Origin of the sequence: Desulfovibrio cuneatus DSM 11391 (genome assembly GCF_000430005.1) — a bacterium.
GTDB classification, from domain to species: domain Bacteria; phylum Desulfobacterota; class Desulfovibrionia; order Desulfovibrionales; family Desulfovibrionaceae; genus Frigididesulfovibrio; species Frigididesulfovibrio cuneatus.
Genome location: NZ_AUCY01000046.1, coordinates 1 through 21976, shown reverse-complemented (window position 1 = coordinate 21976; position 21976 = coordinate 1). Strand labels below are relative to the sequence as shown.

Here is a 21976-nt window from a genome sequence, read left to right as displayed (position 1 = left end):
TTTGCGCAGCATAGCGCTAAGATGTTCCGGGTAGGAATGCCACGGTTTTGTTTCATGCATTTGGCGTATGGCTTTAAGCATGTTGGCATCGTGCAGGCCAAGGTGGGCCAGCAGGGAGTCGAAGTTGCGCACCCACAGGCCATAGGCTAAGCCGTTTTTCAAAATGTCGGCCTGGTGGCTGGGGGTTGCCCCCAGGCTGCGTAGCAGTTCATGGTAGGTGCGGCGTGATGTCCACTGGTTAATGGTTTCCATAACCACATGGGGTACGCTGAATTTTTTCATATTCCGGCCCAATACTTGCCTGTTGTGCAAAATTTCATGCCACAGGCTTTCAAAGGCGTATTCCTGTTTAAAAGTAAGCTGCTTGCCGCTAGCCAGGGCGTTCCAGCCATTTCTTAGTTCTGCTGCGGCATTAAACCCCCCTTTGGGGGTTTGGTGGAAGTGGGTGGAAAGCATGATGCGGCCATCGCAATGGGTGGCCATGAAATAATCTTCTGTATCATAGGTAACACGCACGGGTTTGCCATGGGCCATAAAGGCCCCGCACCGGGCTTCCAGTTCTTTCCCCAGGGCGGCATAGCTGGTTACCTTGGGTGGGCGGCCCGCCCCCACCGGGGGGTGTTTGGCCGCTTCGGCAAAGGCTTCCGGGTGGCGCTCTGCACTTGGCAAGTCGCGCACGCCTGCCCACCAGTCTTTGCCCACGTTGCGGTCAAACCCGTAATCTGGCTTTGTGTTGACCAGGCCAAAGTTCGGGTGCTCACGCAGGTGGTCAACCTCACCGTGCTGCACTTCAATGCCTTGTTGCTCAACCTGTCGCCCGGACAGGCTTTTTACGGTGCAGCGTCAGCGGAAGCCATTGGGCGGGTAGTAAGTGTCCCAAAATTCATGGTCTGCCGGGTACACCACCTCGTGCAGGGCGGCGTGGCTGGGGCGGGTGCGGCTGTCGTTTACGCCGCTCATTTGCCAGTAGGGGCGCAGGGCCACTGTTCTTTTCTGCTGGGCATAGCGCCCTGCCATGTACGCGCTTTGCATGTTGGTACGGAAGATGGTTTCCAGCCGCTGGGGGTTGCCGGGCCAGCCTGCCGCTTCCAGCACAGGGCCGACGTCTTTTTTCCACTGGGCAAAGCTGGTGCCCTCTTGCAGGGCCTTGCGCAGGGAATCTTTCACCGCCTGGAGCATATCGCCCTTGGCAAGGCCCCCCACAAAAAAGGCCCGACTGCGGGCCTCATCTGCCAGGGCGTCGTATTCCTTGCGACCCATGGGCACCTTGGTTTCCCAAAAGTCTATGGCCTCCTTGGGCGGTAATGAGGTGGCGGTGATTTCCATGGGGTTATTCCACATTCTCTCTGGCGCTAAAGCGGCCTGTCATATCGGCTGCAAACAAGGCGGTTTCTAATACAGTATTGAGGTCTGCTGTATCCAGGCCGCCTTTTTGGGCTGGGGCAAGGGCCGCTGCCAGCAGTTGTTCCAGTTCTTCCGGCGTTTCTGCCTTTGCAACAAGATTGAGAATGGTGTGGGCCATTGCATCAGCAGTGGCAATGCCTTTGGGCAAGAGTTCTGCCACAAGGGTTTCAATACTTTGCTGGCCAGGGGTGAACCGGGGCTGGTTTGTTGTGTTCCCAGCCGGGGCGGCAAAGGTGCCGGGCTGCGGGGTTTTGTCTGCTTCCACAGCAAATTCATCTGGCGCAAGGCCAAAGCGGCGTTCAAAATACACAGGGGTAAAGCGCACGCCTGTTTCATGCAGTTTTTTGCCAAGTTCAGCCCGGCCTTGCTGGTCTTCCGGGTCTTCAAAGGTAAACACCGGGGTAAGCACACCACGGGCATTGATTTGCCCGTACACCCAGGCTAGTTCATCAAAGAAGATTTTGACCAGGGTGGCGTCGGCATCGGCATAATCTTCCAGTATTCCGGCATGGGTTTTGGAAGCGGCGTAGGAGCCACTTTCCCCCACGGTGCTGGTAAGGGTTTGCCCGGCAATGACTTGGGCAATGGCATCATCCCAATGGCGTACAATGGAAAGGTGCAAGTCGCCTGCCTGGCCGGAAGCCTGCACCAGCTCTACCTTGCCACCACCGCGCACTGTGGCCACGGCGTCGGAAACCATGCCCACCAAGGAATTGTGCATTTCCCGCAGTTCCTGCGGGCTGGCCTTGGGGCCTGCTGTGCCCACCACCCAGGGCATGCCCCACTTTTCCGCAAAGCGCATCATGAACTCGATGCCGCCTTTTTTAAAGGCCACAGGGAACAGACAGCGCGAATACAGACGCAGGCCATAGGGGTTTTTGTAAGTGGGAAAGTGCCGGGCGGTGATGATTTTGCCAAACGGGGGCAATGTTCCGGCCCCTGCCATGGCCACGGCGTCTGCACCCATGGCAAGGCCGTAGCCATCTTCCCCCACATAGCGCAGGCGGTTGTTTGTGTCGTAGCGGAACCATTCACGCGGTTTGGGCACAATGCCTAAAAGGCGCAGGCGGCTCGGTTCCTGCCCCCAGAACAGTTCTGCCACGGTTTGCCCGTAATAGGGGGCGTCCAGCACTTCGGCAATAAGGTTGTACAGGTCGATACGTTCTAAATCGCTTGTAAGGGCATTGCACAGGGCAATAGCTTCCGGCGTTGGTTGTGCCCCCGGCGCGGTACCGGGAGCAAATTTATAGTTGCCCCGGCACAGGGTTTTGAGCTTGCGGGTTTGGGTGGAGGCCAGCACCTTGTAATCTGCTGCCAGGGCTTCCAGCACGGTGGCACTTTCCCCGCTTTTTTGCAGCACGGGGTCCGGGTCTGGCAACAGGCCAAGCCAATGGCCCACAATGGCCCCGCCGCGCACGGCAAGTTCCCCCAGCAGTTCCTGGCTTTGGGGGGCGGCAAATTCATGGAACGTGTTGTTGGAAAGCCACAGGCCTTGCATATTAGTACCCTTTAAATAGCGTTTTTAGGTGCGAAGGTGCTCCGGTGAGCACTTCAAATGCTTCTTCCACTTCAATAACAGCTTCAGCAAACAGGGCCAGGGCGAAGGAAACAACGGAGTCGCCGTGGCGGGCCTTGCCTTTTTCCCCGGTGCGCTGGGGCGGCACACGCGGCACCCCGCGCACCAGGCGCACGGCGCGAAAGTCGTCTTTAATATTGGCGCTTTTGGGCAAGGTAGTGGTGCGGTCTTCCAGGTTGCTTTTTACCCTGGGCATGTTTTCCCGGTACCAGCCTTCAGAAAGCAGGACTTCTTTCACCATGCTTTCCCCCCATGTTTGGCGGGCAAATTCCGCAAGGGCCATGCCGTTGCCGCCAGCATCCAGGGCCAGGCCGGAAAGGCGCGGGGCATTGTGCCCGATGTAGGCAAGAAACTGTTCCTGCACCCTGAACGGCGTGTTGCGCAGTTCCAGCATGAGGCGGGTGGGTTTGTGCAAATTTTCCTGCTGGGCCGCAAGGGTGATAACGGTAAGGTCGGTGCGGCGGGCAAAGTCTTCCCCAATGTAGTGGCGTTCAAGCGGGTGCAGGGTAGCCAGCACCGGGGCCAGGTGGCGTTCACACCACACCTGCACCAGGCCTGCTGCCACAGGCACGGGAATATCGACAAACTCACGGGTGCGTAGCCAGTCTGCAATAAGGGAAAGGGGCACGGGGGCTTCGCCTGAAGGCGTGGCCACGCCCTGGGCGTCTGTTGCGTACAGTTCCAGCGCGGCACCGGGGCCTATATCTTCCATCCACCCGGCAAGGGCGGCGCGGGCAATTTCCGGCGACCATTCCAGCAAGGCGGGGGGCATGGTTTCCTCGGTATCATGTTGGGGCATGCAACTTTCAATAAGTGCCCCGGTAAGCCATGCCCCGCCAGAGCGGGAAGGAATGCAGAACAGTTCTTCATCTGCACCGGCGGCGTATTCGGCAATGGTGGATTCGCGCCAGGCGGTTTGCTTTTCCGGCGTCCAGGGATCGCCTTTTTTCCGGCAAATGGCTTTATACAGGCCACCGGCCAGGGCTTCGTCAAGGTCGGTTCTATGCAGGCTGTAGGGTAATTTTCCGGCGCGGATTTCAGCCAGCAGTTCGTTGAAGGGGTTTTCTTCCCCATTATGGGTGGAAAGTATAACTACCTGCCCACCCCACATGAGCAAGGCCATGGCGGCTTTTTGCAGTTCCTGCAAGTCGTCCACAAAGGCGGCTTCGTCCAGCACAACCCTGCCTTGCTTGGAACGCAGGGAGCGTGCTTCAGAGGGAAGGCCTTCCACCACGTTGCCGCTGGCAAAGGTAATGCGAAAAATGGTGACATCTTTTTCAATGTCATTAATGATAGTGGTTTGGGCTATTTCTTCTATATTACCGCACACAAAGCCAAGCACCTTGGCCCACCAGGCGCAGTCTTTGATAAACTGGCGAGTCATGTCTTTGTTATACGACAGGTAGTAGGTGCTTTGCCCGCCTTCGCTCTTTTTTTTGGCGGCGGCCAGCACGGTGTACAAAGCTTCCACCCAGCTTGCGCCAATACGGCGGCTTTTTTCCCACACCTTTACGGGGCTGTGGTCGCGCAGCCAGGCTACCTGGTAGAGGCAGAGCAAGGCCAGCCAGTGGCCCAAAGCACCCAAAGCAGCAGGGCCATTGAGGGCAGCAGGGGCCGTCATATTTCCACCTTGCCGGAAAGGACGTCTTCAATCATTTTGTGCATTTCAGCCGTTATGCCTTTGCTTTCAGCCGGGGCAGTTGCTTCAACGGGGAGCTTGCTTTCCATGTCTGCAATAAGGGCAAGGCATTTTTGCACTTCCTGCACGCCGCGCAGGTCTATGTTTTCCGGCCTTGTGAGCAACATGGCCAGCTTTTGTTCCACGCCGCTACGCAAGGCGGCAATGGCTTCTGCCGGGGTGTTTATGGGCATGGAAGCAGTGGCGGCTTGCGCTTGCATGGTGGCCCCTTGCCGGGCGGCTTCCGCTTCCTTCATGGCCAGGGTTTCTAATGCGGAAACAGCAAAGGCCAGGTCGGCACGGGGTGTATCCAGCAGGGCCTTCACAGTTTTGCTACGTGCCAGCACTTTATTGGCGCGGATGTCGGCTTCGGCCTGGGCGATTTCTTCCCGTTTTTCTCGCCAGCGGTACGTTTCCGACCAGCGCTTGAGGGTGCTGGCAGCCACGCCGGTGAGTTCCGCTACACGGGCAAAGGAGAGGCGGTCTACGCAGTAGAGTTCCTGCGCTTGCCAGATGGTTTCGGCTTCGTGTTCCCAGCCCATGGTTGCTCCTAGGAAACGCTGATTTATTCCGTTTGGCGGCGTTTCTCACTTTTTTTGAAGCGGGGCAGGACCGAAGAGTCCAGCACCCGCCACAAAAAAAGCTCGTGCCTTGCCAAACGAAAAACTGAGCGTTTCCAAATAGTCATTGAGTTAATACTTCCCTAGTTGTATGCAGTGAAATTAGGCTAATCGCCCAGTTCGCGGTTCAGAATAGCTATTTTACGAGTATAGCCTTGCAGTTCAGCAAGACGGCCCTGCAAGGCTATGGCAGTGTTGAGAATGGTTTCGCCGTTCAAGGTGTCGGGTTCTTCATGGGTGGGCAGCAGGCCGCGCAGTTGGTCCCGCAGGGCCTCTACTTCCACCCCCAGGCGCTGGGCGGTTTGGCGCAGTTCAGTCCGCAGGCCAAGGTTTTGTATGCGTTCGCTCATAGTGTCCTCCTATTTTTTACCGGTGGCTGCTTCACGCGCAGCAGGGCAAAAAAAGTTGCCTTGTACTGCACCTCTAAGGCTTTCCACTGCGCGGGTGTTGTTGGTAATGATGTCGCGCATATCAATGGCCAGGCGCTGGGTTGTTTTCACCAGTTCCACGTTGTCTTTGTAGTATTGCGTGACTTCTGCATGTTTTGCGTACAGGTCATACAGCACCTTATCCATGTCTTCACGGTGCCGTTCTTCCAGCCGTTTCAGTTCTGCCAGTTGTTCCTGTACTTCCTTGCGGTGAGTTTCTGCTTGTTCCTGGGTTTCCTTGCGGCGGGCTTCAGCTTCTTCTTTGGCATGGCGCTGGCGCAAAAAGTCCAGCGCAAACAGGGCCACCACAATAAGGGCCGGGCCAAGGAACAGGAGCAGGACCAGGCCGGGCACGCCCAACTTGTCGATAAACTTCACGATGGCTTCAAGTGCGCCAATAATTTCCGGTGTATGTTCAATCATTTTGTGGCCCACCCTTTGGCCAGCGTCTGCCAGGCCCGTTCTTTACTTTCCAAGCGTTGGCAACGGCTGCCGTAATACGCCATAAATTCCAGCACATCTTCTTCTGTTACGGATGCCGGTTGGCCTACCCCCGGAAACCCGGCACCAGAGGCAGCACCTGCGGTTCCGCCTCCAGCAGCACCCCCGGCACCACCGGGGGCGGGCACGGCACGGGGGGTGGGGCTAGCCGCCCCGATGAAGCCGTTCCACAACCGCACAAACTCAGCACTAAACACATGCACACTGCCAGCCGTAGCATTTTTTATATCCCTCCGCAGGGTTTGGGCCTGGGTTTCCAGGGCATTGTTTTTGGCACTCAAGGTTTGGGCTGCCTGCTGCGCCGTTGCAACTTCTTGTTGGTAGCGGCTAAGGGTATCTGCCAGGGCTTTGCCATACGCTTCGGCAGCAGCCCGCCGTTCTTCTTCGCGTTCCACCTGGACAAGGCGCAGGGCGGCAAGGCCTTTAGCTTCCGCCTGCCCGTAGCCAAGGCCATACGCGCCGTAAAGCACCGCCCCCAGGGCAAGTGTAATAACGCCTATTTTGGCTAAGTTACTCACGCGGCACCCCCCGGCCCCATCCAGCCTGCACGTAGGCATGCTGCCGTTCTTGCAGAATAAGGCGTGGGTAATTTCTGTTTTCCGTAAAGCTGGCCTTGCTGCGCCCGGCATTGACTGTTTCCACACTGGTGAACCAGCGTTTGGGGTTCAGCCCTTTTTGCTTGGCAAGGGTTTTGTCGCGCTGCACCCAGCCTAATCCGCCGTTATAAGCCGAAAGGACAAAGGCCATGCGTTCGAAGTCGTTTTCTCCCTGCACGCGCTGCCACAGCCACAGGTTGTAGGAAGCCAGGCCGCGTAGAGCCCACCCTGGGTTGGTGGGGGCAGGTCCGGCCAGGGCCGGGTCTACTTGTGGCATCCACTTGGCGGTGGCTGGCATGAATTGCGCCAGCCCCACGGCCCCCACCGGGCTTTGGGCGTTGGTGTTCCAGCGGCTTTCCGTGTGCACTTGTGCTGCAAACACGGCAATGGGCGCTTCCAGCCCCCAGGTGGCGTGGGCCGTGCGGATGAGCAAGGCCCGGTATTGTTCCGCCCCCCTGGGGATGGTGGTGGCAGCAGAAGCCTTGATAGCAGTGCATTGGGTGAGGAACAAAAAGACAAACACAGCAATGGCCAGAAATTTGGCAACTTCAAAGGCCATTTCTGCCACAAAGCAGCCCACATCACGCCCTATGCGGCGGGGCAAGCTGACACGTTCTTCCGGGCCTACAAGCCACAATGACCAGCGCCGGGTAAGGATAAATTTCTTATGGCAATACAATCCCATTTTATAACCCCAACGAAATGCCCAACACAAACCCCACAATGATGATGGCCCGGCGCAGGGTGGCTGTGTTGAACGCGCTTGCATACCCTTTGGCAATGGGATAGTCGGCACCATTGTAGTTGCAGGCGTCGGGGTCATTTTTCCAGTCGTCGCACAGGTAGGAGTCAGGCCGGGAGTACGGAAACAGGATGAAATCCAGCCCAAAGCCCATGATGGCCGCAAGCATGGCCAGCCCTGCCTTGTACAGCACCACTGGCCCTTGCTGGGGGCTGATGTACCAAATGAGGGCATGCAGGAGCATAGCCAGCACAATGAGCAGGTAGAACTGATAGCGGGCATGGAACAGCAAGGTGCGGAGTTTTTTTACGATGTTCATGGTGTCCTTTGGGTGCATGGCACCCGTGGTTGTGGTTTCCACCATCTAAACAAAAAAACGCCGCGAAATCGAACTCGCGGCGGGGAATATGGGGAAAAAAGGAGGGTGTTGTTAAGGTATTATTTGGGGGAAATGCTCAGTTTTTTGTTTGGCAAGGCACGAGCTTTTTTTGTGGCGGGCGCTGGACTCTTCGGTCCTGCCCCGCTGCAAAAAATGGGAGTAACGCCGCCAAACGGAAAAATCAGCGTTTCCCTAAACTGGCTGTAAATTGCGCTGCACACTGGCGGACGTAACGCGGATGGGCACCCCCGGCACCACATCAAGGGTGCCTTCTTCCACCATGTTGGAAACGGTGGTACGGGATACATTCAGGGCCCAGGCGGCTTCATCAAGCCGCAGCACAGATTTTATGCGCAAGAGTTCTTCCACAGTAATGGCATGCATGGGGGCAAACACGACAGAGCCGGGCCGGGTGGGTTTAACGGGAAGCAGGATTTGAAAGCCGAGGGGGTCGACTGCAACGCACCGTTTACGGCAGCCAAGGCACAGAAAGCGTGACATTTTGTGTTCTTCCGACCAGGGGCGAAAGAACCATTCTGCTTTTTTGGGGTCGTGGCACCGGCGTTCTTTATAAAACGCTTCTGGCACGTGCCCGCTGTACGGGCGAAAGCCTTTATCCAGCAAGTCGACTATTTCCAGTGTCTTACTCATTCCCCTTCCTCCTGTATTCCTGCAAGAACCGCTGCCTGGGCGCGAAACACGGCCTGGCACTGGCGGCACTGCTTTTTCTTTTTCCGTTTTACCCCGCACATGCGGCAGGCCACGGCTTCAAGGGTGGCGGCAATGGTTTTGGCATCTGCTGCATGGGCAATGGTGCCGGGGAGCCCATGCACAATGCCCCACAGTTTTGCTGTTTGGCGCTCTACATTGCCGGGGTATTTACCCGCAAGCAGCAGCACCACAATGGATTTGCTGATTTTGCCTGCATTGGCCTTACAAAAGGCATACACGCTTGGGTGCCGGGTAAGAATAGCGGCCCGGAGAGAAGCAATATCATTCACACAGCCTCGCCATTTGCCGCCTGTTTTTTGCTGTTGGCGGCCCGTTCCCGTTTTTGCAGGTCGGTGAGCAGGGCTTTAAGGTGCTGTTCATCATGCACCCACAAAATGCTTGGCTGTTTGCATTGGCGCTTGCAGCGCGTTTCCAGCGATTCCAAGGAATAGCCAAGCCCCCGCCAGATGGCACAAATTTGGCGCTTCATGGCGGCGTGGGGGGTATCTGCTGGAATTTCTATCCAGTCTGGCCGGGCATGGGGGCGGTGTTTTTGGACGATTTTTGTGGTGTAGGTGGCCCCAAGCCTGCCCAAAAGGTCTACCGCACGCACCAGTTGCGTGAAGGAGAGTTGCTTGCGGGAGGTTATAGGTGCCTCTGGCGTGCTGAAATTGTCCGTAAGCCAGGAATAAAAATAGGTGTCGTCGCTCATTTCCGGCAGTTGGTTGCGGGCAATGGCAATTTTTGCGTACAGTGGGCGTTTATCGTTTTGCATGGCGTTTATCCACAATGGTTACATCGTTTACAGGTACAAAGATAAACCCGGCAGCATACGTCATGACCCCCACATAAAACTTCCCGTCCAGGGCGCGGATGGGCGGGGTGGCTGTCCACACTCCTTCCTGTTCCGGCTGCCCATTATGCCAAAAATTGACTGTTACACGGGTGTTGCGTGGCAGGTCCGGTGCTTCCGGCAATGGGGGAAATGCGGCTTCGCCCAAAAAGTGGCCAATGAGTTCTGCCAGGCTTGCGCGGTGAAAGAATAGGGGCTCACCTTCAAGGGCGTCGTGCCAGCGCCGACCGACGCGGACGCGGAACAAGCCTTCTTCCCCGCCGTGCAGAGGGGCCGGGGAGAGTTCCAGCTTCACGCGCTGCGTGCCCAGCCGGATGCTGACAGAGCCGGAGAATTTGCGGTTATCGGTCATGGGAAACTTATTGCAGGCTAATGGTAACAGTGGCACCGGGCAGCCTGCGCCGCAGTTCACCAATAATATCTTCCAGGGCCATGCCCTGCTCTTGGGGGGCAGGCGCTATGCCCCGAAACTCTTGCAATTCTTCCTCAGTTGGCAGTTTGGTCAAGTCGTTATCAACGTTGGTTGCCGGGGCAGTTTCCGTGGTGGCGGCGCTGGCCACAGCCGTGCGCATTGTTACTTGTTCCCAGCTAATGCCGTGTTCCTGCATGCAGGCCACAACCCTGGCCCTGCTACTGGTGGTAGCAAGCAAGGCTTTGTGCTGGTTACGTTTTGCATCGTATACATCCTGCACCCGTACCCCGGCCAGGGCGGCTAGTTCTTTCATGGTGTAGGTGCGTTGTCTTTCAGGTGGGGTATTCATGGCTGTTTCCTTTTGTTTGGCTTCTTGCTTGGCAAAAAACTCGGCTTGCCTATCTGGCACAAAGGCAACTGGCAGAGCTGTTAGGGGCTTCCACGGGTCTGCTTGCATCTTGTTGGTCATGGGCTTTTGTTTACGGACTTCGCCATTTTGGCCCATCCCGCGCAGTTTGTTCCAGCAGGCTTCACAGCGGAAATCAGTTGTGGGCTTGCCACAGGTGGCGCACTTGCGCTTGCGTGTGACGCGGAACTGTTGCTGTTGTTGCAATGCCTCAATTTGTTCTGTGCCCTTAGAGTGTGTGCCCATAGCAATATCCTTGTAATTTCTGCCGCAGATATCCCCCTGCGGCGCGGGGCTTTGTGAGGTGTGACAAAGGTCGCCGTTACACCTTGCCCCGGCTATGTGGCCGTCGCCGGGGCCTACACGGGCGCGGTAGCAAATTTGTGGAAAAGTCTGGTCTACCCCGGCACCATGCCGCATCCCAGGAATTGCCGCACTGCTGCGGAGGGTGAGTTTTTTGCATCCTGGACACAGACTTTACATATGCCTGGCTCATCAGTACCGGACGGCAACCCCGGCAGACCACCCCCCACCCATGCGGAGGGCGGTTTCGCATTATTTATCGTTGCTATGTGGAGCAGAAGGCATACCGCTGTAAAAGCGATGAGCCATAGCGCCCACGCGCAGTGCGTACTGTTCCATATTGGCGTAGGCCTCTGCCCGTGGGATATGCCCGTATGTGTAATCAATACAAGCTTGAGTTAACTTGCCCGCTTCTTCATTCAGGATAGCGCAGCCGTGTATTACATCTTTCGGGTATGTTCCGTGCTTTTCCTCGGCGTACTGGAGTTCGCCAAGCATATTGCCGAAAAAATCATCTTTCTGGCTCATTTCCTGGCTCATGTCTTCGCTCATGGTGGCTCCTTTTATGGTTCAATGGTTACAGGTTAATTCACAGCATTTTTTACTGCGGTAGAGGGGGAAAACGTAACGGCTTTCTTTGCGGGAATATTTATTGTCACCCCCGTACGTGGGTTGCGCCCGGTACGCGCTGCGCGTTCCACAATTTTCAAACTCCCTAGGCCGTCAAGCAGCACGCCCTCGCCTGCGCTTAAAAGGGCCAGACGGGCTTTGGCGGCAGCGTCCAGCACCTCTTTAATGACATTTTTGGATACTTTGGTATCTGGGCCAAGCTGGGCCTGTACTTCTTGGATAAAATCTGCCTGTGTCATGGAGTTCTCCTTGGATTGTTTCTTGGGTTGATACGGTTAATGCACAGTTTCTTTTTGCCGTTCAGCTTGGCATTTTGGGCAGTTACATGCGCCCGTTTCAATCACAGTTTCAATGCCAATTTTTTTGGTTACGTCTGCCAAAACATTCAGTAGTGCCTTCATGGTAACTCCTGGGTCCAGTTCTCCCGCGCATAAGCCAACACCACGCACTCTGTCCCCTTGGTTCGTCACAATCATCAGCACAAAACCATCAGCAGGTAGAATGCGGGTTAAGGCATGGCTCATGGCCGCACCTTTTTCCCCCTCCAGTTTGCCACCGTTTTCAATCATGCTCTGCAACATGGCATTAGCTTCTTCCTGAATGCTTTTCATGGTTTTCTCCTTTGCTGTTACTGGTGGGAAATAGGGTGCACTGGGGAAGTGTGCCTTCACACTCCTGGAGCATTGCATCAAACTGGTCTTCCGCTTTCTGGCGCTTGCGCATGTCGGTAAAACTATTGGTAGCAATGCACTTGCGCTGCCAGCGCCGCATGCGGCTGCCAAGGGCAAGCAGGCGCACTGCCTGTTCCGGCGTCATGGCTACACCGCAGAAAGTTTTTCCTGGTTCACTTTGAGCCAGAAGGTGTCTTTATCCACACGGCGCAGGCCCACAAGGGCAAGGCGCTCGTCGGGCCATTTGGCAACGGCCTCTTTGTCCAGTTCTTCCACAATGCGTATGCCTTCGGGAAACTTGAACTTTTTGATGTGTTCAATGGTTTCTTCAGCCGATACACCGTTCATTTGTTGCACTCCGCTGGAAGCCTGGAAGCCGAAAGAGCCAAAGGCAAGCTGGATGCTTTTGTGCTTTTCAAACAGCACAGGCTTGTTCATGGTGGCGTATTTTTTCACGGCATCAGCCAGTGCTTTCCGGCGTTTTTCAAATGCAAGTTTGCTTTCAGCGGCCTTTTGTTTGGCTGCCGCTATTTCTTCCTGCATGGTCACTTCCACCTGGGTAAGCTTGCGGTCTATGGCGGCAATTTCCGCAAGCACGCCTTCTGCCTGCTCGGTACTGTCAATGCTGGTTGCAACAAGTTTCTTTTTTGCCATTATGCTGCCTTCTCTTCTTCTGCCCCGCCCATGGGCAGGGTGTGTTCCATGGCAACAAGTTCTTCTTCCAGCGACTTCAGGTTGCGCTGGGCCTGCTGAAGCAGTTCCAGGCCAGTGGGGTTTACGTTGCCATGCAGGTCATCCAATGCGCTGCAAATGTCTTTTATGCGGGTGCTGTACATACAAGGCTCCATTCTCAAGGAAACGCTGATTTATTCCGTTTGGCGTCGTTACTACGCTTTTTTTGAAACAGTCGAGGACGGAAGAGTCCACTCCTGCTTCAAAAAAAGCTTGTGCCTTGCCAAACGAAATAACTGCGCGTTTCCACAGTTATTGTGTGGGGATAGCGGGTTCAAAACGGGCAAGCAGCACTTTGGCGGCTTCCACAATTTCTTGGGCTGTTTTTGGCTGGTACGGGTTGCCGTACAGCATCAGGTTCACAATTTTTCCGGCTGCCCGGCATTCACGTTCAAAGGGCTGGTGGTCCTTGGTGGGTGGCTGGGGCATTTCCGGTGTTTTGTCTGCAAGGTCTGTGGCCATGTAGGTGTTCACCTGGCCTTGCTTACCAGCATGTGCAATGTAGCCTTCCTGTTCCAGCCAGGTGCAGTACCGCAGGATATGGGTGTAGGAAACGCCAGTGAGCAGGCTTGCGTCCTTGAATGTCCAGCCGGGCTTTTGCGAGCGGATGAACCGCCATACCCGTTGCCGGAAGGGACTTTCTCCCCGCAGGCGGTACTTGCTGTTGTAAGTAAACACGCCATCGCGAACGCGGGTGAGCTCCTTTGCCTGCACCATTTCATTGATGCGGGTGCGCACAGTGGCCTTCACCACATCGGAAGCCTCACTCACGCCGCACACTTCATACAGCAGGGGGTAGGCAAACTCTTTTCCCTCGCTGCCAATGTTTTTGGCGGCGCTACGTATGGCCTCTTTGGTTATTTCAGGAGTGGTGGCCATTACCCGCGCCTCCAGGAATGGGCGGCAAGGGCTGTTTCCAGCATGGCAGCATCCACAACGATGCTCCCCTTGGCCTTGGCTGCCTTTTCAACCAAAATGAGCATGTTCCGCACAAGGCGGAAGTCGCCTTCTGCCTTGGTGGCAATGCTGCCGCACAGTTTGGCGGGAATATCCAGGCCAGCGGCCTGCATGGCAAACACGGATACTTCAGAGGCGCTGATGGGGCCGAACTCCACTTCATGCACCACCCGGCTCCAAATGCGGCGACGCTGTGCCAGTTTTGCCAGAAGTCCTTCTTCCCCAATAAGCACCACAGGGGCGCGGGTTACGTCCAAAATGTCTCGCAAGTCTTCTATGCGGTCGATATCAAGGCGGTCTGCTTCATCTACAAACACGGTTTGCCGCTTCTTTTTCAGCAGGCTGACCACCATTTCCTTGCAGGTGTTGGCCCGGTAACGGGGCATGTCGCCATTGGTGCCGCTCACTTCAAATAACAAGCGCTGCATGAAGGCTGTTTGCGACCAGCCAGTCCACACCCGTACATAGGCACCACCCCTGGCGCAGTAGTTACGGTCCGCTGCCACGCTTTTGCCCCGGCCTGCCTGGCCATATGCCAGAATGAAGCCGGAGGAAGACGTGCCACTTTCGAGCACTTCATCTACTGCTCCGTCAAAGCGCATGGTGGCGGCTGTATCAATAATGGTATCTCTCATTGTGCCTCCTGAAAAAATTTATGATGCAATGGCTGCCTGCCGGGTGCGGAAGGCATACAGTTCCAAAAGTTGGTCATAGCGCCGCTTGTAGTTGCGCTGGTATTCCTGGGTGCCTTCAAAGTGCTGCATCCATGCAGCGTCCTGGGCCACCAAGGGAATGTTGCTTTCATGGGCAATACGGAAAAGGTAGTCGTATTTTTCCAGTTCATCTTTAAAGCGCTTAAAGGCTGCGGGTGTATACTCGTTTTCTTGCGCTAAATTTGTGTCAAAAATGGCACGGGCTTGTGCCTTTGCCGCTTCTATTACGGCTATTTCCGCTTCACTCATGGCGGGTTGCTGTTTCTGCACTGCAAGGGACAAACGCTTTTCCGGCTGTACTGGGGCGGTGTCTGTTGAAGCCGCAAGGGCGGCTTGGCGCAGTGCCATTTCGGGCTTCACAACAGATTCCAGCATGGTTTTCATGTTGGCACCGGCGAGCTTTTCCTGGCCGCGTTTCAGGTCAATGGCATCGGCAAGGGTTTGCTGTTGTTCTGCGGTGCCGAGGATGCGGGCGGCAGGGTGCAGGCCAGAAGCAATTTTGTAGTACTCACGGTCCCGTGCTTCGCAAATGAATTCCCCATCTTGCGTATACACAAGAATTGTGTGCGGGGAGAGTTGTTCATCGTAACGCACCACAACGGCGTGGCGGCGAGAGGCCAAGGCTTCATGCCAGAACAGTTTGCCCTGGTGGCGAATGCCGTCTTTGTTGATGGTTTTAATGGTTTTGGCCATCATCATGAGCGTGAGGCGGGAAACGTCAATGCCGGGGCCAACGCCAGCCCGGAACGCTTCTGCCGGAGTGCGCCCGGCAAGGTGTGTGCGGAACTGAGGGCGGCTTGCGTATTCACAAAACCACTGGGCAATGGCGGTGTGGGTTTCCTCAAGGGTTAGCGGACGGCCTCCCATTTTTTCATACAGTTTGCGGTGCAGCAGTTCCCCCCGCTTCATGCGGGCTGGTTTTGCGTCAATGCTGTTGCCTGTGTAGGAGGGCACAAACACTTCCATGTCGTGGAAGGTGCCAAAGAAGCGCTCAATGGGCTTTGATTGCCCGTGGTATGGCCAGGCGTGGATGACTTCGCACCCAAGGCTTGCGTACAACCCTAGAATTCCTGCTTGCTGCAAGTCTGGAATGCCTTCAAAAAACTTGGCCCGGAACGCCTTGCCGTTGTCGATGTAAATGATGCGCGGTATCTTCCCCAGGACGATGCAGGCCCGGCGGAAGGCGGCGGAAATGCAGGCCACATTTTCTGTGCGCATGATTTCCCAGCCCAAGGGGCAGTTGCTTGCGCCATCATAGAACAGCAGTAGCGTCATGCGCTTGGGCTTGCCTGTTTCCGGGTCCAGAGTTTCAAAGTTCAGGGTATGGCCGTCGGCAATAACAATGTCGCCCACTTCCACAAGGTTCCAGTCGCGCAACAGGGAAATGGCACACTTGTCATTCCAGGCTTTTTTGCCTTCCCGCCACAGGGTCCATTCGTCAAAGCATTCCTGGGTGTAAGCCTGCACAAAGCGCCGGATGGTGGCGTCTGATGGCACATACAAGCCTTCATTTTTGCAACGTTCCTGTATTCTGCGGGCGGCTTGGGCAATTTTTGGAGCGTTGGGGTTCAACACATGCCCCAGTATGATGATTCTGTGCTGTTCTGTAAGGGTGGTACGCCCCTTCAGGGCAAGGCCACGCTTGTCTGCCAGGGCAAGTACCGTTCCGGCTTCTGCCTGCTGATTTTTCCAGCGCTCAAGGCTTTTCCATGAAAGCTGGGGGCCAAATTCCTGCAACAGTTTTGGCCAGACACCACCGAGGTAGGCTTCAACAAATGCTGATTTCTGCTTGGTTGTGAAGCCGTATTTGCGCTGCCATGTAATGTACAACTGGACGATATCGGCCTTTGCCAGAGCCTTGTAGCGGCGCTGGTCGGTGAGCAGAGCGTTGCCAAGGGCATTAACCTGGGCATTTTGCGCCAGCGCTGCCGGGGCCATGAAGCCTTCGCAGGCGGCAAGGGCATTGCGTTCCTCGGCTGTGCGGATGGCAATTTGCATGTCTTGCGGCAGGGTGGCGTAAGGGTAACAGAAGCCACCGCCGCGCCCTTTACGGGGCTCACGAGGCCATTGTTCGTTCTTTACACGATAGTCGATGCCCTGGCGGGTTATGCCACTTAAAGCCGCGAGTTCTTGTGCTGTATATACTTCTTTCACCGCAATCATAATGCACCATTACCGTTACGCTGCTTGTTCCAGCGGCTCTTTTTTGTGTGGGTCAAAAAGATATTTTTCTGGCACGCCCATTTCACGCAATTTTGCCAACACCACTTTGCTGTGGCCTTTCCCATTCACCACCCTGGATACGTTGGCCTGGGAACACCCAATAAGACGGGCAATGGAGGAAAGGTTGTGGCCGTTTTTGTCCAGGGCTTCCAAAATGCGGTGGCGGTATTGGCCCCGCTTGTAGCCAAGTTCTTTTAATTGGCTGGGTGTCATTCGCTCCTCATTCATATGTGTTTCCTCGCCCGTAAGGCTTTTATCTTTTCCTTGGCTTCTCGTTCTGCCTCGCAAGCTCGGCCAATATCCAGGAACCAACGTTCATTTTTGTGGATTACTTCAAGCCCCAACACTTTGAATACTGGTTGCAATGGGCTTGCATCCTGCGTAGCAAGGCAAAAGCAAAGAATGCTCATAAACGAAGGCTCATGGCCCTTGTCGCCCGGCTGAAGCCATTTGTTCAGAATGTCATAGGTGATTGCCTTGCCACCACCAGAAGTCAGGCTGATGCCTTCACGCCGGGCAACGTCGTTGATGCGGGTAACAAGCATCTTGCGGCCTTCCAGGTCCTCACCCGCCACCCTGTTCATTGCAGCCCGAATGGCAGGCATAAGCCCGGCAAGGCCCACAATGTTTTCCATTGGGGAAAGGTCGAAAAGGGAAGCTTGGCGCTGGGACATGGCAAACACCTATTAAATGGTAAAGCCTTGCTTTTGCATTTCCACCCGTAAGGTGGCATCCATTTGATTTCTCTGGTCAATTGTCAGAGTATTGCTAATAGACTTCAAAGCTTCTGCGGCAGAAAGGGCATAGGCAAGGTCACGGCGCAGTGGGTGAATAGTTTTTTCGTCTCCAGAAGCAGCAAGGACAAAAAACACGTTGCCCCATTCGCCCCAGGTCGGTGTCAGGTCTATAGTTGTTGGCATGAAGTGCCTCCGTCCATTTTAAGTTGTGTTCTTGCCGCTGCCGTCCAAAATTAGGAGTGCCAACGGGATTGACCCAATTGTGCATGACGGGTTAAGTTAGGTTTCAACGTAAAACTATAACCGCATGCAAGCTTCTTTTTTCATAAATTATGCTTGCTGTCAACACAAAAAGCTTTTGCATGTACTGTATTTTGTGAAATACACTTTCACTAAATATATTTAGTGCTTACCAAAAGCTTTAACTTGCAGGCTTGCTTGCAGGTTAACGAGGTGCAACATGCAAGATTACGAGCAACAGCTTGAAAGATTAAAGCAAGCACTAAAAGTGGATAGTGATACAGCTTTTTCTCAAGTTATGGATATAAGCCAAGGTTCTGTTTCAGGTGCGAAGAAACGAGGACAAATACCCCACTCATGGTTTTTTCAAGTTGCTGAAAAAACAGGTTTTTCTATTGACTGGCTTTTTTGGGGAGATGAATTGGGTCCCCCTGGGAAAGGCTTGCCAACGCCACTCCTAGCAAGTCCTCTGAACATGGAGAGGGTAGTGCCTGGCCCAGCCTTGCAAGTGGTTGAATGCCAAGAGTGTGAATATACACTGGTGCCGTTGGCAAAAGCGGTGCTTTCAGCAGGGGGCGGAAGCTTTGAATGTGGTGGCGCTTCTGATGAGCGTTACGCATTCAGAACGGACTGGCTCCGCCGCAAGGGACAACCAGGCAAGATGGTGCTTATGCGTGTGGCTGGCGATAGTATGGAACCGGAAATTAAGGATAAGGATTTAGTTCTGATAGACCAAAGCGATAAACGCTTGCAGCCTAATTCTGTTTATGCTGTGGCAGTGGAAGATATGGTCTACTTGAAACAGGCGAATGCGATGCCTGGAAAAATCATTCTTACAAGCTACAATACCCTATATTCTCCCATAGAGGTCGATACCAATGGTGACCTGGAAGACTCTGTGCACATAATTGGCCGCGTTATCTGGTGGTGCCGCGAAGCGTAAGCTGCTGCCTGCAATCCCTAAAAAACAAGCCCGGAATGTGTTAAAAATAACACTCCGGGCTTTTCTGTTCGTTCTCAACTATATTGCAAATCAGCCGCTAAAAACGCACTCCATTCTCAACTCAAAATTTACCTGACTTAGACGCGCCTGGCCCACGGAAAAGCCGCACCAGTCCTGCATTAGACCTACATCCGTCCTGCTCGGTTTAGGCATAGCAATGGTTCTCAGCTATCTTGTGCCCCTATACTCTGCTGTGGTTCCGTAGCAGGGGGGGGGGGATGTTTTCCTTTTCCGCCTTTGGCTGGTTATTCTCCCCTTCCCCAATTTTCTGCTTCCCCTCTGCTTTCACAGCAAACACATTCCGCAATTCCTGCCATTCCCCCTCTGTCAGGGCCGGGGTGGTGTTTTGGGTATTCAGGCCTTGTGTGGCGTTATGCAAATACTGAATGCGGTCGGTAAGCGGCGGGTGGGAACCTAGGAACACCAGCATTTTTTGCAGCACAGTGGGTGTTTCGCCTTCTTCCTTTTCCTTATGCCGGGTAAAGAATGTTTCCAGTCCCTGGGTGTGGATATGGGCGTTGTGCAGGCGCTCTATTGCCAGCAGGTCTGATTCGCGTTCCGCGCTTTGGCTGTAGCGGCTGTGCATCATGGTTACGGCAATGCCCCCCAGGTTGCTGCTTACGGCATCCGGTGAGCCCATAAGCTGGAGGAACGTGTTCCAGAGAATGGCCCGAATGTAGGCGTTCATGCCATGGCGCTGGGTGACATGTGCCATTTCATGGGCCAGCACGCCTGCCAGCTCTTCCGGGGTTTTGGCGTCTTGAATAAGGCCGGAAAAAACAAGCAGTTGCCCACCCGGCAGGGCCAGGGCATTCACCGTGGGGGAATGCAGTACCGTAATGGTATAGGTATAGCCCTGGTTGTTATTGGCTGCGGCAAGGCGCTGCACCAAGGGTTGCAGGGCCGGGGGGTTAACAACATATTTTTTGCTGTTATCTACCAGGGCGTGCACCGCAAGGAACTGCTGTAACGCCGACTCCCCCAAGCGCTGCTCCCACGAGGCAGGAATAACAGCCACAATCATTTGCGTAAGCAAGGGCGAGCCAAGGTACAAAAATACGCCCAGTGCCCATAAGCCAAGGGTGGCAGCCATCCAGCGTTGCACCCTGCGGCGCTGGTGTTTTGTTTTTTCCGGCTTGTGCCACGACAGGAATGCGGCAGCGGCTTCCGGCTGGTGAATAACGAGGCGCTGGCCCGTGTCTTCCTTCAGGGCACAGCGCACAGGCAGTTCATTGGCAGTGGCGGAAACAAGCACCACGTCCTTGAGGTTCCACTGTATGCAGGGGGTAGTGGGAATGTGCACGGGGGGCTGGCCGGGCTGCGCATCTTCCGCCGGGGCAAGGGGGTAAAAAGAAAGCACCTGACCTTGCGGGCACAGGCGCACCAGCACCGTGTGTGCCTGTGCGCTTTTGCCGTCATGCCAGGTGGCAACAATGCCTTGTTCCATATGTACCTTGGGGGAAAAATGCCCTGTTGCCAATGCATAATGCACGGCAACAGGGCATTGCTCTGGTAGTTACAGGGAAAGGTCCAGGTCCAGCGCTTCCAGCAGGCCTTCACCCCGTTTGGGGGCTGGCAGAGTGTCTTGCAGCAGGCTTGCCAGTTGCGGGTCGCCGCAGCTTTGCGTGCTGTTCATGGTTACGCGCAGGGTGCGTACATAGGCCCAGGCGTAGCCCAGCCCCACAGTGCAAATAACCAGAAGCAGGTTGTACAGGCGGGTGTGCAGCAGGGTACTGCCTTCAAGGGTGGAACGCATGTGCACCTCGCGGAAGGCAAGACCGTGGAAAAACCAGCGGGTAAGGGCCGCATGCAAAAAGCTGCTGAACAAGAAATAGGCCAACAAAACGGCAAGGAAGGGGGAGAACATCATGAGCAGTCCGCCTGTTGAGGGGAACTCATGGCTTGTATTGAAAGAAGGCAGGAAAGAAGAAAACGCCCCAAAAGCAAGTGCGCTCAGGCCAATGAGTACAGCAATGTTAATGATGAAAATTTTATACAGGCCTTTGGCTTTGCCGGAAAACTGCATGGCATGGTTGCCAAAATGGACGTTATTCACAATGTAGCCCACCATGCGGCTGATAACCCAAGGGGCAAGCAGCCCCAGGCTGCATATGATAACAGGGGTATAGAGCAATGCCCGGCATGCATAGTGGTTGGCTTTGCCCCCAAGGTTGCCGCGTATGCCGCGCCATTTTGTGCGGCTAAGGCGGTAGCGCAAGGCGCGGTAGGTGGCAAACTGCATAAGGTAGAACAGCCCGAGCATGATGCAAAAGGACAGAATGATGGAACCCACCGGGGGAAGCATGAGCTGCAACAGGGAGAAGCCAATAGACCCTATAATGAAAAAAACCATGACAATAAGGAAGCTCACAAACAGTTCGCGCCCTGTGCCAGTGTATTCAAAGGGTTCCCCCCACAAGCGGGTGTTGGCCCACAAAAATTTACGGGTGCGCACCCTGCCCCAGAAAGAATAAATGCCCAAGGTGAGTATGCTCAGGAAAAAGTTTTTCAGGAAAATAATGAACAGTTCCTTGCCGTTGCCGTGAAAGGTGAGGAACTGCTGCCAGTTTTCTACGGGTGCGGGGCTGGCTGGCTGGGGCTGTGAAGCGGGAACTGGTTCGTGAACGCTGGTCATGGAGGCTTCCTTTACGCGCTTGGTGGTTATGTGGCGTATATAGTAACATTTAGAGACCATTGCAAAACTGCGTTTTGCGTGCTTTTCCCATCATGTTTCGCTCTGCTCAAGCAGGCCGAAACATGGCCTAAGTCACAAAAAATACTCATTTTACGGGAACATAAATTTCCCTTATTCGCACTTTTTGGAACGTCTTCTCTGTGGGAAGCCGCTTAAAGACTATTTTGCCATAGTCTTGTATAATACAAAGCAAAGCGTATATACCATGCGCCGGGTGTTTGTACAGAACGAAAAAATATTGAAAAGGCCCATGTCCTGGATGCTGTGTAAGGCCTTGGAATAGGGGTGAATTTGTTGCAAAAAGTAAGGCAGAGCAGCCGTGGATACCGCTTTGCTGCCGGGGTTGCCTGAGTTATGTCCAAAAATTGCCCAATTCTTGCCCTTTTGAATGTCAGGCTTTGTCAGGTGCTTCACTGTCTGAAAAATAGAAAAGCCCACTGGGTAAGGCAGGGCTGTGCAACCGCGCTTGCCATTGCGGGTTTGCAAGGCGTTCTTCCTGAAAAAGAATGAATTCAAGAAGGTGTATGGCCTGCCCGTACTCTTTAAGCTGGTGCCATGGCAAAACACAAAAAGAATGCAACGTGTGATGTTTTTTTGCTTGCCTTATTTCCTATCTGTACTATTATTCATATACAAATGTAGCTAGATAGTGGTCGTCAAATCAGTGCGTTGGCATTGGCCTGATGCCCCTAATACATATATGGAGAATACCATGGCAACAACACAGAAAGAAAAAACTGCGGGCTCTTCCGAAATCACTATTATT

The 21976-nt window shown here is 54.6% G+C and carries 30 protein-coding genes and 1 other RNA gene; 1 reads left to right on the top strand and 30 read right to left on the bottom strand.

All coding sequences use genetic code 11. The features are described from left to right. The 28 genes from G497_RS19295 to G497_RS17905 form a co-directional block, all read right to left on the bottom strand. Nucleotides 1-789, bottom strand: a 789-nt coding sequence (locus G497_RS19295) for a hypothetical protein (protein ID WP_156908069.1), incomplete at its 3' end; no start/stop codon positions are given. Between the two features lie 54 nt (nt 790-843). After that, complete coding sequence (locus tag G497_RS17930; RefSeq protein WP_051258072.1) at nt 844-1326, bottom strand: phage head morphogenesis protein; 483 nt, start codon at nt 1324-1326, stop codon at nt 844-846. 4 nt (nt 1327-1330) lie between these two features. After that, nucleotides 1331-2902: a phage portal protein family protein gene (locus G497_RS17925; protein ID WP_034637684.1), complete on the bottom strand. Its 1572-nt coding sequence runs from the start codon at nt 2900-2902 to the stop codon at nt 1331-1333. A gap of 1 nt (nt 2903) precedes the next feature. Beyond that, a complete protein-coding gene (locus tag G497_RS17920) occupies nt 2904-4601 on the bottom strand; it encodes a terminase large subunit domain-containing protein (RefSeq protein WP_084516247.1) in 1698 nt (565 codons plus the stop codon). Next, complete coding sequence (locus G497_RS0111270) at nt 4598-5200, bottom strand: hypothetical protein (protein WP_027188219.1); 603 nt, start codon at nt 5198-5200, stop codon at nt 4598-4600. Before G497_RS0111270 ends, G497_RS17920 begins: the two co-directional genes overlap by 4 nt. 185 nt (nt 5201-5385) lie before the next feature. Then, on the bottom strand, nt 5386-5628 hold the full coding sequence (locus tag G497_RS0111265; protein WP_027188218.1) for a hypothetical protein: 243 nt from the start codon (nt 5626-5628) through the stop codon (nt 5386-5388). A 9-nt stretch (nt 5629-5637) separates the two neighbouring features. Next, a complete protein-coding gene (locus G497_RS0111260) occupies nt 5638-6129 on the bottom strand; it encodes a hypothetical protein (RefSeq protein ID WP_027188217.1) in 492 nt (163 codons plus the stop codon). Continuing rightward, the gene (locus G497_RS0111255) at nt 6126-6725 is read right to left on the bottom strand and encodes a hypothetical protein (protein ID WP_156908067.1); all 600 of its coding nucleotides are present in this window, start codon (nt 6723-6725) and stop codon (nt 6126-6128) included. The genes G497_RS0111260 and G497_RS0111255 overlap by 4 nt, the downstream gene beginning before the upstream one ends. Continuing rightward, nucleotides 6718-7488: a transglycosylase SLT domain-containing protein gene (locus G497_RS0111250; RefSeq protein WP_245576384.1), complete on the bottom strand. Its 771-nt coding sequence runs from the start codon at nt 7486-7488 to the stop codon at nt 6718-6720. The genes G497_RS0111255 and G497_RS0111250 overlap by 8 nt, the downstream gene beginning before the upstream one ends. 1 nt (nt 7489) lies before the next feature. Continuing rightward, on the bottom strand, nt 7490-7864 hold the full coding sequence (locus tag G497_RS0111245; RefSeq protein WP_034637691.1) for a putative holin: 375 nt from the start codon (nt 7862-7864) through the stop codon (nt 7490-7492). Between the two features lie 252 nt (nt 7865-8116). Continuing rightward, on the bottom strand, nt 8117-8575 hold the full coding sequence (locus G497_RS0111240; RefSeq protein ID WP_027188213.1) for a helix-turn-helix domain-containing protein: 459 nt from the start codon (nt 8573-8575) through the stop codon (nt 8117-8119). Further along, nucleotides 8572-8925: a hypothetical protein gene (locus tag G497_RS0111235; RefSeq protein WP_027188212.1), complete on the bottom strand. Its 354-nt coding sequence runs from the start codon at nt 8923-8925 to the stop codon at nt 8572-8574. Before G497_RS0111235 ends, G497_RS0111240 begins: the two co-directional genes overlap by 4 nt. Continuing rightward, on the bottom strand, nt 8922-9410 hold the full coding sequence (locus tag G497_RS19290; protein ID WP_051258071.1) for a phage protein GemA/Gp16 family protein: 489 nt from the start codon (nt 9408-9410) through the stop codon (nt 8922-8924). The genes G497_RS0111235 and G497_RS19290 overlap by 4 nt, the downstream gene beginning before the upstream one ends. After that, on the bottom strand, nt 9397-9840 hold the full coding sequence (locus G497_RS0111225; RefSeq protein WP_027188211.1) for an immunoglobulin domain-containing protein: 444 nt from the start codon (nt 9838-9840) through the stop codon (nt 9397-9399). Before G497_RS0111225 ends, G497_RS19290 begins: the two co-directional genes overlap by 14 nt. A gap of 7 nt (nt 9841-9847) precedes the next feature. Then, nucleotides 9848-10552, bottom strand: a complete 705-nt coding sequence (locus G497_RS0111220) for a hypothetical protein (RefSeq protein WP_027188210.1) — start codon at nt 10550-10552, stop codon at nt 9848-9850. 235 nt (nt 10553-10787) lie between these two features. Beyond that, an RNA gene (locus G497_RS19920) (hammerhead ribozyme type II) lies at nt 10788-10862 on the bottom strand. After that, entirely contained in the window at nt 10862-11161 is a 300-nt protein-coding gene (locus G497_RS0111215; protein ID WP_027188209.1) for a hypothetical protein, read from the bottom strand. Before G497_RS0111215 ends, G497_RS19920 begins: the two co-directional genes overlap by 1 nt. A 32-nt stretch (nt 11162-11193) precedes the next feature. Next, nucleotides 11194-11478, bottom strand: coding sequence for an HU family DNA-binding protein (locus G497_RS0111210; protein ID WP_027188208.1), 285 nt, complete (start codon nt 11476-11478; stop codon nt 11194-11196). A gap of 36 nt (nt 11479-11514) precedes the next feature. Next, nucleotides 11515-11850 (bottom strand): hypothetical protein, encoded by a 336-nt coding sequence (locus tag G497_RS0111205; protein WP_027188207.1) that lies wholly within the window; start codon nt 11848-11850, stop codon nt 11515-11517. Next, on the bottom strand, nt 11825-12055 hold the full coding sequence (locus tag G497_RS0111200) for a hypothetical protein (RefSeq protein ID WP_027188206.1): 231 nt from the start codon (nt 12053-12055) through the stop codon (nt 11825-11827). The genes G497_RS0111205 and G497_RS0111200 overlap by 26 nt, the downstream gene beginning before the upstream one ends. Nucleotides 12056-12057: 2 nt before the next feature. Beyond that, entirely contained in the window at nt 12058-12564 is a 507-nt protein-coding gene (locus tag G497_RS0111195; protein ID WP_027188205.1) for a host-nuclease inhibitor Gam family protein, read from the bottom strand. Next, nucleotides 12564-12746 (bottom strand): hypothetical protein, encoded by a 183-nt coding sequence (locus G497_RS0111190; RefSeq protein WP_027188204.1) that lies wholly within the window; start codon nt 12744-12746, stop codon nt 12564-12566. Before G497_RS0111190 ends, G497_RS0111195 begins: the two co-directional genes overlap by 1 nt. Nucleotides 12747-12894: 148 nt before the next feature. Next, nucleotides 12895-13521, bottom strand: coding sequence for a hypothetical protein (locus G497_RS17910; RefSeq protein WP_051258070.1), 627 nt, complete (start codon nt 13519-13521; stop codon nt 12895-12897). Continuing rightward, nucleotides 13521-14234, bottom strand: a complete 714-nt coding sequence (locus G497_RS0111180; RefSeq protein ID WP_027188203.1) for an AAA family ATPase — start codon at nt 14232-14234, stop codon at nt 13521-13523. The genes G497_RS17910 and G497_RS0111180 overlap by 1 nt, the downstream gene beginning before the upstream one ends. 18 nt (nt 14235-14252) lie before the next feature. Further along, nucleotides 14253-16475 carry a Mu transposase C-terminal domain-containing protein gene (locus G497_RS0111175; RefSeq protein WP_027188202.1) on the bottom strand — a complete coding sequence of 741 codons (2223 nt, stop codon included), beginning with the start codon at nt 16473-16475 and terminating at the stop codon, nt 14253-14255. Between the two features lie 15 nt (nt 16476-16490). Then, on the bottom strand, nt 16491-16763 hold the full coding sequence (locus tag G497_RS0111170; protein ID WP_245576383.1) for a LacI family DNA-binding transcriptional regulator: 273 nt from the start codon (nt 16761-16763) through the stop codon (nt 16491-16493). Beyond that, nucleotides 16760-17209, bottom strand: coding sequence for a hypothetical protein (locus G497_RS0111165; protein ID WP_027188200.1), 450 nt, complete (start codon nt 17207-17209; stop codon nt 16760-16762). Before G497_RS0111165 ends, G497_RS0111170 begins: the two co-directional genes overlap by 4 nt. Before the next feature lie 12 nt (nt 17210-17221). Beyond that, nucleotides 17222-17455: a hypothetical protein gene (locus tag G497_RS17905; protein WP_034637680.1), complete on the bottom strand. Its 234-nt coding sequence runs from the start codon at nt 17453-17455 to the stop codon at nt 17222-17224. Nucleotides 17456-17732: 277 nt separating this feature from the next. Here G497_RS17905 and G497_RS0111155 point away from each other — a divergent pair, with 277 nt between their 5' ends. Next, the gene (locus G497_RS0111155) at nt 17733-18455 is read left to right on the top strand and encodes a LexA family transcriptional regulator (protein WP_027188199.1); all 723 of its coding nucleotides are present in this window, start codon (nt 17733-17735) and stop codon (nt 18453-18455) included. A 241-nt stretch (nt 18456-18696) separates the two neighbouring features. Here G497_RS0111155 and G497_RS0111150 read toward each other — a convergent pair whose 3' ends face one another. Together G497_RS0111150 and G497_RS19285 are read right to left on the bottom strand one after the other, a co-directional pair. Continuing rightward, nucleotides 18697-19962: a M48 family metallopeptidase gene (locus tag G497_RS0111150; RefSeq protein WP_027188198.1), complete on the bottom strand. Its 1266-nt coding sequence runs from the start codon at nt 19960-19962 to the stop codon at nt 18697-18699. A 69-nt stretch (nt 19963-20031) separates the two neighbouring features. After that, nucleotides 20032-21150 (bottom strand): YjgN family protein, encoded by a 1119-nt coding sequence (locus G497_RS19285; protein ID WP_027188197.1) that lies wholly within the window; start codon nt 21148-21150, stop codon nt 20032-20034. Nucleotides 21151-21976 lie beyond the last annotated feature (826 nt).

Coding starts and splice junctions, on each gene's coding strand:
- G497_RS17930 (WP_051258072.1), bottom strand. CDS start 1,326: ATGGAAATCACCGCCACCTCATTACCGCCCAAGGAGGCCATAGACTTT.
- G497_RS17925 (WP_034637684.1), bottom strand. CDS start 2,902: ATGCAAGGCCTGTGGCTTTCCAACAACACGTTCCATGAATTTGCCGCC.
- G497_RS17920 (WP_084516247.1), bottom strand. CDS start 4,601: ATGACGGCCCCTGCTGCCCTCAATGGCCCTGCTGCTTTGGGTGCTTTG.
- G497_RS0111270 (WP_027188219.1), bottom strand. CDS start 5,200: ATGGGCTGGGAACACGAAGCCGAAACCATCTGGCAAGCGCAGGAACTC.
- G497_RS0111265 (WP_027188218.1), bottom strand. CDS start 5,628: ATGAGCGAACGCATACAAAACCTTGGCCTGCGGACTGAACTGCGCCAA.
- G497_RS0111260 (WP_027188217.1), bottom strand. CDS start 6,129: ATGATTGAACATACACCGGAAATTATTGGCGCACTTGAAGCCATCGTG.
- G497_RS0111250 (WP_245576384.1), bottom strand. CDS start 7,488: ATGGGATTGTATTGCCATAAGAAATTTATCCTTACCCGGCGCTGGTCA.
- G497_RS0111245 (WP_034637691.1), bottom strand. CDS start 7,864: ATGAACATCGTAAAAAAACTCCGCACCTTGCTGTTCCATGCCCGCTAT.
- G497_RS0111240 (WP_027188213.1), bottom strand. CDS start 8,575: ATGAGTAAGACACTGGAAATAGTCGACTTGCTGGATAAAGGCTTTCGC.
- G497_RS19290 (WP_051258071.1), bottom strand. CDS start 9,410: ATGCAAAACGATAAACGCCCACTGTACGCAAAAATTGCCATTGCCCGC.
- G497_RS0111225 (WP_027188211.1), bottom strand. CDS start 9,840: ATGACCGATAACCGCAAATTCTCCGGCTCTGTCAGCATCCGGCTGGGC.
- G497_RS0111220 (WP_027188210.1), bottom strand. CDS start 10,552: ATGGGCACACACTCTAAGGGCACAGAACAAATTGAGGCATTGCAACAA.
- G497_RS0111215 (WP_027188209.1), bottom strand. CDS start 11,161: ATGAGCGAAGACATGAGCCAGGAAATGAGCCAGAAAGATGATTTTTTC.
- G497_RS0111210 (WP_027188208.1), bottom strand. CDS start 11,478: ATGACACAGGCAGATTTTATCCAAGAAGTACAGGCCCAGCTTGGCCCA.
- G497_RS0111205 (WP_027188207.1), bottom strand. CDS start 11,850: ATGAAAAGCATTCAGGAAGAAGCTAATGCCATGTTGCAGAGCATGATT.
- G497_RS0111200 (WP_027188206.1), bottom strand. CDS start 12,055: ATGACGCCGGAACAGGCAGTGCGCCTGCTTGCCCTTGGCAGCCGCATG.
- G497_RS0111195 (WP_027188205.1), bottom strand. CDS start 12,564: ATGGCAAAAAAGAAACTTGTTGCAACCAGCATTGACAGTACCGAGCAG.
- G497_RS0111190 (WP_027188204.1), bottom strand. CDS start 12,746: ATGTACAGCACCCGCATAAAAGACATTTGCAGCGCATTGGATGACCTG.
- G497_RS17910 (WP_051258070.1), bottom strand. CDS start 13,521: ATGGCCACCACTCCTGAAATAACCAAAGAGGCCATACGTAGCGCCGCC.
- G497_RS0111180 (WP_027188203.1), bottom strand. CDS start 14,234: ATGAGAGATACCATTATTGATACAGCCGCCACCATGCGCTTTGACGGA.
- G497_RS0111175 (WP_027188202.1), bottom strand. CDS start 16,475: ATGATTGCGGTGAAAGAAGTATATACAGCACAAGAACTCGCGGCTTTA.
- G497_RS0111170 (WP_245576383.1), bottom strand. CDS start 16,763: ATGAATGAGGAGCGAATGACACCCAGCCAATTAAAAGAACTTGGCTAC.
- G497_RS0111165 (WP_027188200.1), bottom strand. CDS start 17,209: ATGTCCCAGCGCCAAGCTTCCCTTTTCGACCTTTCCCCAATGGAAAAC.
- G497_RS17905 (WP_034637680.1), bottom strand. CDS start 17,455: ATGCCAACAACTATAGACCTGACACCGACCTGGGGCGAATGGGGCAAC.
- G497_RS0111155 (WP_027188199.1), top strand. CDS start 17,733: ATGCAAGATTACGAGCAACAGCTTGAAAGATTAAAGCAAGCACTAAAA.
- G497_RS0111150 (WP_027188198.1), bottom strand. CDS start 19,962: ATGGAACAAGGCATTGTTGCCACCTGGCATGACGGCAAAAGCGCACAG.
- G497_RS19285 (WP_027188197.1), bottom strand. CDS start 21,150: ATGACCAGCGTTCACGAACCAGTTCCCGCTTCACAGCCCCAGCCAGCC.